Genomic DNA, 13,016 nt, shown 5'->3' with positions numbered 1-13,016 from the left:
CTTGCCTTTCTTGCTGTTTTTAAAGCAAAGAATAAAAAAACCTCTCCATAAGGGAGAGGTTTCATTTAACACTGCTTTCACAACAGAGACAAAGGTTAGTTTTTAATCTCTGTCACAGAAGCTTAATTCTGTGCTTCAGGCGTATTGGCTGAGAGATCAACCACGTTGCTTTCATCATTTTGAGGCTCAACTTTGATAAACAGTGCAATGAAGCCCATCGCCGCCATCAACCAGAAGATATTCGCACCCCAGTGCTCGTAGCCCCAACCACTGATCACTGTCATCAACGCGATAAACGCACCCAGTGGAATTGCGTTATATAGTGCCTGCAATGCCACCATCTTGTTCTCGGCTGAGTTCTGGATGTATTGAATCGCAGCAATGTGCGCCATGGCAAACGTAACGCCGTGAAGCATTTGCACCACTACCAGCGCCAAAATAGAGGTTGTTGCAGCTGTCATTCCCCAGCGTAGCATCACGCCACCAGCCGCCACGACAAACAAAGTACGCAGAGACCAGCCAGCAAATAGACGCTTACTCAAAGCAAACACAGCAACTTCAGCTGCCACGCCTAGGCTCCACAAGTAACCAATCACGTCTTCTGAGTGACCAGCCGCTTTCCAGTGAATCGCACTAAAACCGTAGTATGCCGCATGGCTGCCTTGGATTAACGCCATTAATACAAGGAACTTTACAACTGGTTTATCCGTCAGCAACGCTGAGAGTTTTGGACGCTCGGAATGTTGACCGCCACGTGTCACCGGCATTGGATTGGTGTTACGCATCGCAAACAATAGCGAGACAAACACACCGACCATTGCAGTGTACAAAATCATGTCCGAGCCAAACTCCGCCACTAAGTAACCTACCACAGTCGAGCCAGCAATAAAGGCAACCGAGCCCCACAAACGGGTGCGACCGTAATCGAGCATCTTCAAACGAGCGTAGTAGTTCGCCATCGCATCAGACAGAGGAACGACAGGACCACAACACAAGTTAAATAAGACGGTGGCAAGCGCCATTAACCAGAAATTACCGCCAGTGAAAAAGTGGAAACCAACAAAAACGAGGGCAGCAAAACTTAACCAGCGTAGCGCTGGCATAATGTGCTCAACCTTATGCAAACGTGGCGTAAGTACCATGTTCGCCACACAGCGCGTCGCTAAGCCCAAACCGACCAACAGACCAATATCCGTCGGAGAAACACCCTGCTCTTTAAACCACAACGACCAAAATGGCAGATACACGCCATACGCAAAAAAGAATCCGAGAAAGTACTGGGAAATCCAGCCATACGGAGAGGGTTTCAACATCACTGACATCCTAAAAAACGAAAAAACTAACGACTTCCGACACGTAAACGTTTGGGACGCGGAATTATGGATCGCAATGCGTAATAGAAAAAGGGAAGAATCGGCAACTTACCGTTTCCTCAATGGCACAGGATCTCGAAATGCAAAATTAGATTGTGACGATTTAGACCAAAGTCGTCTGGCTTCGGCAGGGAAATTTGTCAGACTTGGAATGTGTTCCCACCAAATTTAGGTGCTCTCATGCCTGACAAATTTAACATGCAATCTCCACCGTTCGACCGCCTAACTGACTCGCAGCAAAATCGACTGCGTTCGTCTCTTGATGTGGCGTACTACCGAACGCGAGATGTCATCTTAGCTTGTGGGCAAGACAACCCTCACCTACACGTGCTAATTAAAGGCGCAGTGGAAGAGCGCTCCAAAGATCAAGACGAAGTGTTTGCTCACTACGCTAATGACGACATGTTTGATGTGCGCTCTTTGTTTGAAGAAAGCGTGCGCCATCAGTATGTGGCACTGGAGGATACCCTGTCGTACTTGCTGCCCAAGGACGTGTTTCTTGAGCTGTATAACGAGAACGGACAATTCGCCGCCTACTTCGATAACAACTTATCCAAACGCCAAGCCCTCATTGAAGCGGCTCAGCAACAGCAAAACCTTGCCGAATTCATTCTGACTAAAGTCGATAGCAGCATCTATCATCCACCGATGCTATTAGCTGCTGATATGCCCATCAATCAGGTCACCAAAACACTCAAAGACAATGGCATTGACGCTGCTTTGGTTCAGCTTAACCAAGGTGACCCACGCCTAGAGCAACATCCATCGGCGCATCCCTACGCGATAGTGACGCGATCCAATATGCTCCATGCCGTGATGCTTGACAGCCACCCACTCGATACGCCAGTGAGTGAGATTGCGACCTTCCCTGTTTATCACGTGGATGATGGTGACTTCTTGTTTAACGCCATGATCACCATGACACGCAATCGCATGAAACGTCTAATGGTGTGCGAAGGCAATCAAGCGGTCGGTATGTTGGATATGACGCAAATCCTTAGTGCGTTTTCCACTCACTCACACGTACTGACACTCAGTATTGCACGAGCCAGTAGCGTGGAAGAGTTAGCTCTTGCCTCCAATCGACAGCGTCAGTTGGTGGACAGCTTACTGACCAACGGTATTCGCACTCGCTTCATAATGGAGCTGATATCTGCTGTAAATGAACAAATCATCGAAAAAGCGTTTGAACTTGTGGTGCCACCAGCACTGCACGATCACTGTTGTCTGATTGTGCTTGGCTCGGAAGGTCGTGGAGAACAAGTCCTCAAAACTGATCAAGACAATGCACTGATCATTCAAGACGGATTGGAATGGGAACATTGCGCTGAAGTGATGCAAACCCTCACCCACACCTTGCAGCAACTGGGCTATCCACTCTGCCCTGGCAAAGTCATGGTTAACAATCCGAAGTGGGTTCGAACGCAGCAAGAATGGATTAAAACGCTCGGTGGTTGGATCGCTAAAGCGCAGCCTGAACAAATCATGGATTTAGCCATCTTCAGTGATGCCCATTCGGTCGCAGGCAATCGAGAGTTGCTCGCGCCTATCGCTGAGCACCTCAGAGACAGCATGGAAGATCGCATGTTGATTCTGTCCGATTTCACTCGCCCTGCTCTGCAATTTTCCGTGCCTCTTACTCTGTTTGGCAACGTAAAAAGTGCTAAAGACGGGCTGGATATCAAGCGTGGCGGCATCTTCCCTATCGTGCATGGCATTCGCACTTTGGCATTGGAATACGCGATTGAAGAGAAGAACACCTTCGAGCGTATCGAAGCACTGAGAAACAAACGCATCTTAGAACCAGAAACTGCAGATAACCTCAATGAGGCACTGAAGCTGTTCTTCAAGATCCGTTTGAACCAGCAATTGAGTAAGCAAGAAGCACTGAACAACATCGACATAAAACAGTTAGACAGGACAGAACGAGACCTACTACGCCACAGCTTACACGTGGTGAAGAAGTTTAAGCAGTTCTTAGGCTTCCACTATCAAATCCGTGATTAGAGTCTTTTAGGCAAATAAGACGAGAGGTAACAGGGATGAATTGGCTACAAAGGAAATACTGGCATTACAAGCTGAAGGGCTCACCTTATCAGCCACTGTTTTGTTCGCCGCAAAAAGGCGAATTTGTCTCTCTCGATTGCGAAACCACCAGCTTGGACCCAAATCGAGCCGAGCTGGTCACCATCGCTGCGACCAAAATCATCGACAATCGCATCATCACCAGCAAACCGTTCGAAGTTCGACTTCGCGCCCCGCAATCACTCGATTCAGGCTCGGTAAAAATTCACCATATCCGCCATCAAGATTTGGTGGATGGCATCAGCGAAAAAGAAGCGCTCATTAAGCTGCTCGACTTTATCGGCAATCGTCCTTTAGTCGGCTACCACATTCGCTATGACAAAAAGATCCTCGACCTCGCTTGTCTGAGGCATTTAGGCTTTCCACTACCTAACCCGCTCATCGAAGTGAGCCAGATTTATCACGACAAGCTAGAACGTCATTTGCCTAACGCCTACTTCGACTTAAGTCTTGATGCGATTTGTAAGCACCTCGAACTGCCGATTCAAGACAAACACGACGCTCTGCAAGACGCAAAATCCGCTGCTTTGGTGTATGTGCGCCTAACCAAAGGCGATTTACCAAACCTGAGCGTGCCTTATACCCAATAGGTTCAATACGCAGCTTTCGATCCACCTCCCACATTCGCTTTAAATTCAGCAATATCGCGGCGCATTCCTCACTCTCATCCTAAAGTCTAATTGTGGAAATACGCGCTGTGACTGACAGTTATATGCACAGCAACGTTCTTGATGAATCACAGACGAAAGAACGGAAACAGCCCTACAAAAGACGAAGGTCGAGAATTAAAGGCACAAGGAGAGAAGCCATGAGCGAAGCCCACGTTTATCCGGTAAAAGAAAACATTAAAAACCATACGCATGCGGATAATGACACTTACCTAGCCATGTATCAGCAGTCGGTAAGCGACCCTGAAGGCTTCTGGAGCGAACACGGTAAAGTTGTCGATTGGATTAAGCCATTCACTCAAGTTAAAAACACCTCTTTCGATACTGGTCACGTCGACATTCGCTGGTTCGAAGACGGCACGCTGAACGTATCTGCAAACTGTATTGACCGTCACCTTGCCGAGCGTGGCGATGAAGTCGCGATCATCTGGGAAGGCGATGATCCTGCCGACGACAAAACCCTCACATTCAATGAACTGCACAAAGAAGTGTGTAAGTTCTCTAACGCACTAAAAGAGCAAGGCGTGCACAAAGGCGACGTGGTTTGTCTTTACATGCCAATGGTGCCAGAAGCGGCTATCGCAATGCTGGCATGTACGCGTATTGGTGCGGTTCATACCGTGGTATTTGGTGGTTTCTCGCCAGAAGCCCTGTCCGGTCGTATCATCGACTCAGATGCGAAAATCGTTATCACTGCTGACGAAGGCGTTCGTGGTGGTCGCGCAGTACCACTGAAGAAAAACGTTGATGAAGCACTGACAAACCCAGAAGTAAAAACCATCGACAAAGTTGTCGTTCTAAAACGCACGGGCGGTGATATTGATTGGCACGAGCACCGTGACGTTTGGTGGCACGAAGCAACGGCTGTCGTTTCTGATGTGTGCCCACCAGAAGAGATGAAAGCGGAAGACCCTTTATTCATTCTTTACACTTCAGGCTCAACAGGTAAGCCAAAAGGCGTGCTGCACACCACAGGTGGTTACCTAGTGTACGCAACCATGACCTTCAAATACGTGTTCGATTACCAAGAAGGTGAAACGTTCTGGTGTACGGCGGATGTGGGTTGGATTACGGGTCACACTTACTTAATTTACGGTCCACTGGCGAACGGTGCGAAAACCATTCTGTTCGAAGGTGTACCAAACTACCCAAGCACGGCTCGCATGAGTGAAGTGGTTGATAAGCATCAAGTAAACATTCTCTACACTGCACCAACAGCGATTCGCGCCCTAATGGCGAAAGGTAACGAAGCGGTAGCCGGAACATCTCGTTCAAGTTTGCGTGTAATGGGCTCAGTAGGTGAACCTATCAACCCTGAAGCATGGGAGTGGTACTACAAGACCATCGGTAATGAAAACTCACCGATCGTTGATACTTGGTGGCAAACAGAGACAGGCGGTATCTTGATTGCGCCACTGCCAGGTGCAACCGATCTAAAACCAGGCTCTGCAACTCGCCCATTCTTCGGTGTACAACCAGCGCTAGTGGACAACATGGGTAACATCATCGAAGAAACCGCTGCAGAAGGTAACTTGGTGATCCTTGATTCATGGCCAGGTCAGATGCGTACCGTTTACGGCGACCATGAGCGCTTTGAGCAAACCTACTTCTCTACCTTCAAAGGCATGTACTTCACCAGTGATGGTGCTCGTCGTGACGAAGATGGCTATTACTGGATTACAGGTCGTGTAGATGACGTATTGAACGTCTCTGGTCACCGAATGGGTACCGCAGAGATTGAGTCAGCACTGGTTGCACACGATAAAATTGCGGAAGCGGCGATTGTAGGTATCCCTCATGACATCAAAGGTCAGGCAATTTACGCATACGTCACGCTTAATGATGGTGAATTCCCATCAGCCGAGCTGCACAAAGAGGTGAAAGACTGGGTACGTAAAGAGATTGGTCCAATAGCAACGCCAGACGTACTGCACTGGACAGACTCTCTACCAAAAACTCGCTCCGGCAAAATCATGCGCCGTATCCTACGTAAAATTGCAACGGGTGATACCAGCAACCTAGGTGATACTTCGACATTGGCCGATCCAAGTGTTGTAGACAAGCTAATTGCAGAGAAAGCAGAACTGGCATAACCCCCAGCCTCCGTTTTAAACGCTAGCTCTAAAAGCCACCATTGCATATGGTGGCTTTTTTGTGCGTGGACGCAAAATAAACCACCAAAAGCACGTGGCAATTATGTTGTTTTTGTTAACTTGGTTACAGAAACGACGGGGGCTATTGGGAGATTAGACCAGTAAATTGCTGCTAATTGCTGTGAATTAGCTATAATCTTGGTCGATTTTTTAAAATTTGCTCGGTTTTAACAAAAAAATCGTGCTGAAGTATCGTATATTTGGGAATATAAACGTTCCACTCACGATAAAGGAAGATAGCAACATAATGTCTGCAAAGTCACGGATTCTAGTTCTAAACGGACCAAATCTTAATCTATTAGGTCTGCGTGAACCGACACATTACGGTAACAACACCCTAGCACAGATTGTTGACGCATTGACTGAACAAGCTCACAACTCTGGGGTGGAACTTGAACACCTGCAATCGAATCGTGAGTACGAACTGATTGAAGCTATCCACGCTGCGTACGGCAAAGTGGACTTCATTATCATCAACCCAGCGGCTTTCACTCATACCAGTGTCGCGCTGCGTGATGCATTACTTGGCGTAGCCATCCCATTTATCGAAGTGCACCTATCGAACGTTCATGCTCGTGAGCCGTTCCGTCATCACTCTTACCTGTCTGATAAAGCAGAAGGGGTGATTTGTGGCTTAGGTGCACAAGGTTATGAATTCGCTCTGTCTGCAGCAATCGCGAAATTGCAGGCAAAGTAAACCAAACACTCTGCAGCCCTTTGGGGTTGTCTTAATCACAAGATAAAAGAGAAAGAAAAGATGGATATTCGTAAAATCAAGAAGCTAATCGAGTTAGTTGAAGAATCTGGCATTGCTGAGCTAGAAATCTCTGAAGGTGAAGAGTCAGTACGCATCAGCCGTAGTGGCCCTGCAGCTCCAGCACCAGTTCATTACGCAGCAGCTCCAGTAGCAGCACCTGCGCCAGTGGCAGCAGCTCCAGTAGCAGACGCACCAGCAATGGCAGCAGAAGCACCAGCAGCAGTTCCTGCAGGTCACCAAGTTCTTTCTCCAATGGTTGGTACTTTCTACCGTTCTCCAAGCCCAGACGCGAAATCATTCGTTGAAGTTGGTCAGAGCGTAAATGCTGGCGACACTCTATGTATCGTTGAAGCAATGAAAATGATGAACCAAATCGAAGCGGACAAATCAGGTGTTGTAACTGCAATCCTAGTTGAAGACGGCCAGCCAGTTGAATTCGACCAACCACTAGTTGTAATCGAATAAGCGGGGCTTGCCTTATGCTAGATAAAGTAGTCATCGCGAACCGAGGTGAAATTGCACTTCGTATCCTTCGCGCTTGTAAAGAATTAGGCATTAAGACTGTGGCAGTGCACTCAACAGCTGACCGCGATCTTAAGCACGTACTACTTGCAGACGAAACCGTATGTATCGGTCCTGCTCGTGGTATCGACAGCTACCTAAACATCCCTCGTATCATTTCTGCAGCAGAAGTGACGGGTGCAATTGCGATTCACCCGGGTTACGGCTTCCTATCTGAGAACGCAGACTTTGCTGAACAAGTAGAGCGCAGCGGTTTCATCTTCGTTGGTCCTAAAGCAGACACCATCCGCATGATGGGTGACAAAGTGTCAGCAATCAACGCAATGAAAAAAGCAGGCGTTCCTTGTGTACCAGGCTCTGACGGTCCACTAGATAACGACGAAGACAAAAACAAAGCTCACGCTAAGCGTATCGGCTACCCAGTAATCATCAAAGCCTCTGGCGGCGGCGGTGGTCGTGGTATGCGTGTTGTACGTTCTGAAGCGGAACTTGTTCAAGCTATCGCTATGACGCGTGCAGAAGCAAAAGCGGCGTTCAACAACGACATGGTTTACATGGAGAAATTCCTAGAAAACCCTCGTCACGTTGAAGTACAAGTGATTGCTGATGGCCAAGGCGGCGCTATCCACCTAGGTGAACGTGACTGTTCTATGCAGCGTCGTCACCAGAAGGTTGTTGAAGAAGCACCAGCACCAGGTATCACAGAAGAGATGCGTAAGTACATCGGTGAGCGTTGTACTCGTGCATGTCTAGAAATCGGTTACCGCGGCGCAGGTACGTTCGAATTCCTCTACGAGAACGGTGAATTCTACTTCATCGAAATGAACACTCGTATTCAGGTTGAGCACCCAGTAACAGAAATGGTTACCGGTGTTGACCTAATTAAAGAACAGCTACGCGTAGCAGCAGGTCAGCCACTTTCATTCACTCAGGATGACATCAAGATCCGCGGCCATGCGATTGAGTGTCGTATCAACGCAGAAGACCCAGAGCGTTTCCTACCTTCACCAGGTAAGATTGAACGCTTCCACGCGCCAGGCGGCATGGGTGTTCGTTGGGAATCTCACATTTACACAGGCTACACAGTACCACCTCATTACGATTCAATGATTGGTAAACTGATCACTTACGGTGAGAACCGTGATGTAGCGATTGCACGTATGAAGAACGCACTAGGCGAGATGATCATTGAAGGCATCAAGACTAACGTTACTCTACAAGAGTCAATCATGAATGATGAGAACTTCCAGCACGGTGGTGCAAACATTCACTACCTAGAGAAGAAGCTAGGCCTACAATAAGCCTTCGCTAACCTCATAATAAATGCCCACATCTGTGGGCATTTTTGTTTTGTATAAAGTCTATACTCAAACAAATCGTAGAGTTCTGGTAAACTCTGCGCCACTTCATTCACTTTAAGAGCAAAAACAAATGCCTTGGATTCAAATCAAACTCAATGCGACCAATGAAAACGCTGAGCAAATCGGCGACATGCTAATGGAAGAGACTGGTGCGCTGTCTGTAACATTCCTAGACGCGCAGGATACGCCTGTATTCGAACCTCTACCTGGCGAGACTCGCTTATGGGGCGATACTGACATTCTGGCACTGTACGATGCAGAAGCTGATACAAACTTCATCATCACTCAAATCAAAGCAAGCAACATGCTAGCGGACGATTTTGCTTACAAAGTAGAACAGCTAGAAGACAAAGACTGGGAACGCGAGTGGATGGAAAACTTCCACCCAATGAAGTTCGGCGAACGTCTATGGATTTGCCCAAGCTGGCGTGAAATTCCAGAGCCAGACGCAGTAAACGTAATGCTCGATCCGGGCCTTGCATTCGGTACAGGTACTCACCCAACGACAGCACTTTGTCTTGAGTGGCTAGAGGGTCTCGATCTATCAGGTAAGACAGTAATCGACTTCGGCTGTGGTTCAGGAATCCTAGCGATCGCAGCGATCAAACTAGGCGCAGAAAAAGTTATCGGGATCGACATTGATCCTCAAGCACTGCAAGCATCTCGCGACAACGCTGAACGTAATGGCGTAGCCGATCAACTTGAAGTGTTCCTACCTCAAAACCAGCCTGAAGGTCTAATTGCAGACGTTGTGGTTGCAAACATTCTTGCAGGTCCACTTCGTGAACTAGCACCAATCATTAAAAGCCTAGTGAAGCCAAATGGCGACCTTGCGATGTCGGGGGTTTTAGACACTCAAGCAGAAGATGTAGCGAACCATTACCGTGACGAGCTTCACATTGACCCAATCGCAGAGCAAAGTGAATGGTGTCGCATCTCTGGTCGTAAGCAAGGCTAGACAAGGTTTTCAGGGCTAATTGTTTGAATTTCATACAAATTACAAAAACAATTTGTAAATGCTCAAATATTAGTCTTTTCACGCAGTAAAAAAATGCGTAAAATGCGCGCCCTTGCTGGTACAGAACTGTGATGACGTTTTGAAAATCGGAAACTATCAACTTAAGAACAATCTAATCGTAGCCCCTATGGCTGGTGTAACGGATAGACCGTTTCGCGAGTTGTGTCTTCGCTATGGTGCGGGAATGGCCGTCAGTGAAATGATGTCTGCTAACCCGAAGCTATGGGGAACGTCAAAGTCGAAACAGCGCATGGTGCATGAAGGCGAATCGGGCATTCGCTCTGTACAGATTGCCGGTTCCGATCCACAGCTTATGGCCGATGCAGCTCAATTCAGTGTTGAAAACGGTGCGCAAATCATCGACATCAACATGGGCTGCCCAGCAAAGAAAGTGAATAAGAAGCTGGCGGGTTCTGCACTGCTTCAATACCCAGACATCATCAAAGAGATTTTGACTGCGGTAGTGGACGCGGTAGACGTTCCTGTAACGTTAAAGACCCGTACTGGCTGGAACACAGAAAACAAAAACTGTGTTCACATCGCTAAATTAGCCGAAGACTGCGGCATACAGGCTCTTGCACTGCATGGCAGAACAAAAGCGTGTATGTACAAAGGTGAGGCCGAATACGACAGCATTAAAGCGGTTAAACAAGCTATATCCATTCCGGTTATCGCAAACGGTGATATCGATAGCCCGGAGAAAGCGAAGTTTGTACTGGAGTACACCGGTGCAGACGCTTTAATGATTGGACGCCCTGCCCAAGGTCGTCCTTGGATTTTCCAGGAAATCCATCACTATTTGGAAAACGGCACCACAATGGATGAGCTTCCAAGTGAGGAAGTGAAAGCCATTATGCTTGGTCATGTTAACGCTCTGCATGGTTTCTATGGAGAGTTCTTAGGTCCACGTATCGCGCGCAAGCACGTTGGGTGGTATCTAAAAGAGCATGAGCAAGCGAGTGAGTTTCGCCGTACCTTCAACGCTATCGACGCAGCTGAGCTGCAACTTGAGGCGTTAGAGGGTTATTTTGATAACGTTGCATCATAATTAAGAGAAGAGCTAGACCGAATATGTTCGAACAAAATCTGACTTCAGAAGCATTAACAGTAACTACAGTAACGTCACAAGACCAGATTACTCAAAAGCCTTTACGTGACTCTGTTAAAGCGTCTCTTAAAAACTACCTAGCTCAACTAAACGGCCAGGAAGTAACAGAACTATACGAATTAGTTCTAGCTGAAGTTGAACAGCCACTACTAGATACCATCATGCAGTACACTCGCGGTAACCAAACTCGCGCAGCAACTATGATGGGTATCAACCGCGGTACTCTTCGCAAGAAACTTAAAAAATACGGCATGAACTAATACGTTCATACAGTATTTTTGTAAAAAAGGCTTGGCCAGCAATGGTTAAGCCTTTTTTATTGCCTTCAAGAATCTGCAGGTATCTTTAAGCCATCCAGCTCTGCGTTCCTCATATTCTGTGTAAACATTAGTCAAATCTGATACATTGAACTGTGATCGGTATTGATTGTGAACTCAATATAAACAGATATAATCAAAGACTTACATTGGATAAAGGAACTAACCTCGTGATTTACAAAGAAAGGGAAGATTGGCTCCATGCCATTTTGAATACCCTCCCTGATCATGTCTTTATCCTCAATGAACAAGGTCGCTATATCGAAAGTTTCGGTGGCACTTATCATTCAAAGTACTTCAATGCGCAAAGCTATACCAACCTCAAGTTGAACGATGTTTTGTCGACAAGCAAAGCCGCTGAGTTGCTTGGTTATATTGGTGATGTACTCCACTCTAACGAGCCAAAAGTCGTCAAATACAGTATCGCACTACAAGATCACCTACTAATGCCAATAGAAGAACTAGAGGCGTTAGACAATCCAGAAGAGACCTGGTTTGAAGCAATCATCAAGCCTGTAGAAGGCCTACAAAGTGGCGAGAATTGGGTAATTTGGTCTGTCCGTGACGTTACGAAAACACACCTACTTGAAAAGCGCTTGAAAGAGCTCTCAGAGACCGATGAACTAACTGGTGTATTGAATCGACGAGCATTCTTAACCAGCCTAGATAAGGCTATGAGCTCGCATTTGCGACCGTCTCAAACACTCTCCTGCATAATGATCGATATCGACCACTTTAAAGAGATTAATGATCAAGTCGGCCACTTCTCTGGGGATCAAGTGATCCATCACGTAGCCAAGATCTGCCAGCGAGCAATTCGCGGTAGTGACTTTATTGGTCGCTTAGGAGGAGAAGAGTTTGCTGTGATCTTAGTTAACACTAGTGCAATACAAGCCTATGATGTGGCAGAGAGAATAAGAGAGGCGATTCAAAATGCGCCATGTAAAGTTGATGGTATTGAGATCAGTACAACTGTAAGCATTGGCGTCGCAGAATATGATGAGCAAGTATCTAGCACTACGGAGCTCATGGTTAACGCCGATAAAGCTATGTATTACTCGAAGCACTCGGGGCGCAACCAAGTAACGCTTCACCACGGTAGTATTCCTGATGTGAAACTACAGCACTCTACCAACTTAAGAATCCAAAAGGTTTCTTAACTTTCTCTGTCTTATTTCAAATTAATCAACCCCATACCCATTTCACTCTATACACCTTCCCTCTTTAAAAACTGTTATACACGGCCTTCTAGCGTACTCTATACAACCAAGAATACTTTCTTAATACAGTTTGTGGGTTAGCCTCAGAAAGGCCTATAAGTTATTGCGGAGTCGAACAAGGTGAGATACGGAGAAGTAGTGCGTTAGCACTACATCGCAGCCAGTTGTTTAGGCGGAACAAAGAATAGTGAACAATTGTAAAAGAAGTTTAGAATCGCCTTTAACAAGGTCTTGTCATTGGAATGAATTTACTTTGCTCCAAATGCAAAAAAGCCCACTCTTTCGAGTGGGCTTCTTCAAATTTAAAGCCTGGCGATGTCCTACTCTCACATGGGGAAGCCCCACACTACCATCGGCGCTAATTCGTTTCACTTCTGAGTTCGGAATGGAAATCAGGTGGGTCCAAATCGCTATGGTCGCCAAGCAAATTCTTT

The 13,016-nt window shown here is 46.9% G+C and carries 11 protein-coding genes and 1 rRNA gene; 10 read left to right on the top strand and 2 right to left on the bottom strand.

What is annotated here, in order from left to right; genetic code table 11:
- Positions 1 to 122: 122 nt before the first annotated feature.
- Positions 123 to 1,313: a 3-phenylpropionate MFS transporter gene (locus KIO97_RS05640; protein WP_050905318.1), complete on the bottom strand. Its 1,191-nt coding sequence runs from the start codon at positions 1,311 to 1,313 to the stop codon at positions 123 to 125.
- A gap of 240 nt (positions 1,314 to 1,553) precedes the next feature.
- On the opposite strand from KIO97_RS05640, the gene KIO97_RS05635 reads away from it, so the two are divergent.
- The 10 genes from KIO97_RS05635 (at position 1,554) to KIO97_RS05590 (ending at position 12,522) form a co-directional block, all read left to right on the top strand.
- A complete protein-coding gene (locus tag KIO97_RS05635; RefSeq protein ID WP_285381434.1) occupies positions 1,554 to 3,380 on the top strand; it encodes a DUF294 nucleotidyltransferase-like domain-containing protein in 1,827 nt (608 codons plus the stop codon).
- A 35-nt stretch (positions 3,381 to 3,415) separates the two neighbouring features.
- Positions 3,416 to 4,048, top strand: coding sequence for a 3'-5' exonuclease (locus KIO97_RS05630; protein WP_005440406.1), 633 nt, complete (start codon positions 3,416 to 3,418; stop codon positions 4,046 to 4,048).
- A 218-nt stretch (positions 4,049 to 4,266) separates the two neighbouring features.
- Positions 4,267 to 6,219 (top strand): acetate--CoA ligase, encoded by a 1,953-nt coding sequence (acs, locus tag KIO97_RS05625; protein ID WP_005428764.1) that lies wholly within the window; start codon positions 4,267 to 4,269, stop codon positions 6,217 to 6,219.
- A gap of 307 nt (positions 6,220 to 6,526) precedes the next feature.
- On the top strand, positions 6,527 to 6,976 hold the full coding sequence (gene aroQ, locus KIO97_RS05620) for a type II 3-dehydroquinate dehydratase (RefSeq protein ID WP_005428757.1): 450 nt from the start codon (positions 6,527 to 6,529) through the stop codon (positions 6,974 to 6,976).
- 60 nt (positions 6,977 to 7,036) lie between these two features.
- Positions 7,037 to 7,501, top strand: a complete 465-nt coding sequence (gene accB, locus KIO97_RS05615) for an acetyl-CoA carboxylase biotin carboxyl carrier protein (protein ID WP_005530870.1) — start codon at positions 7,037 to 7,039, stop codon at positions 7,499 to 7,501.
- Between the two features lie 14 nt (positions 7,502 to 7,515).
- Positions 7,516 to 8,859: an acetyl-CoA carboxylase biotin carboxylase subunit gene (gene accC / locus KIO97_RS05610; RefSeq protein WP_005440401.1), complete on the top strand. Its 1,344-nt coding sequence runs from the start codon at positions 7,516 to 7,518 to the stop codon at positions 8,857 to 8,859.
- 130 nt (positions 8,860 to 8,989) lie between these two features.
- A complete protein-coding gene (gene prmA, locus KIO97_RS05605; RefSeq protein WP_005428804.1) occupies positions 8,990 to 9,877 on the top strand; it encodes a 50S ribosomal protein L11 methyltransferase in 888 nt (295 codons plus the stop codon).
- Positions 9,878 to 10,016: 139 nt separating this feature from the next.
- Positions 10,017 to 10,985 carry a tRNA dihydrouridine synthase DusB gene (gene dusB, locus KIO97_RS05600; RefSeq protein ID WP_005530866.1) on the top strand — a complete coding sequence of 323 codons (969 nt, stop codon included), beginning with the start codon at positions 10,017 to 10,019 and terminating at the stop codon, positions 10,983 to 10,985.
- Positions 10,986 to 11,008: 23 nt separating this feature from the next.
- Complete coding sequence (fis, locus tag KIO97_RS05595; protein ID WP_000462885.1) at positions 11,009 to 11,305, top strand: DNA-binding transcriptional regulator Fis; 297 nt, start codon at positions 11,009 to 11,011, stop codon at positions 11,303 to 11,305.
- A gap of 227 nt (positions 11,306 to 11,532) precedes the next feature.
- Positions 11,533 to 12,522: a GGDEF domain-containing protein gene (locus KIO97_RS05590; protein WP_045377146.1), complete on the top strand. Its 990-nt coding sequence runs from the start codon at positions 11,533 to 11,535 to the stop codon at positions 12,520 to 12,522.
- 367 nt (positions 12,523 to 12,889) lie between these two features.
- On the opposite strand, the gene rrf is transcribed toward KIO97_RS05590, so the two are convergent.
- A 5S ribosomal RNA gene (gene rrf / locus KIO97_RS05585) occupies positions 12,890 to 13,006 on the bottom strand.
- Positions 13,007 to 13,016: the final 10 nt, after the last annotated feature.

This window comes from Vibrio sp. B181a (assembly GCF_030248375.1).
GTDB lineage: Bacteria > Pseudomonadota > Gammaproteobacteria > Enterobacterales > Vibrionaceae > Vibrio > Vibrio campbellii.
The sequence above is the reverse complement of the archived record's forward strand: the minus strand, read 5'-3'. Positions and strand labels throughout refer to the sequence as shown.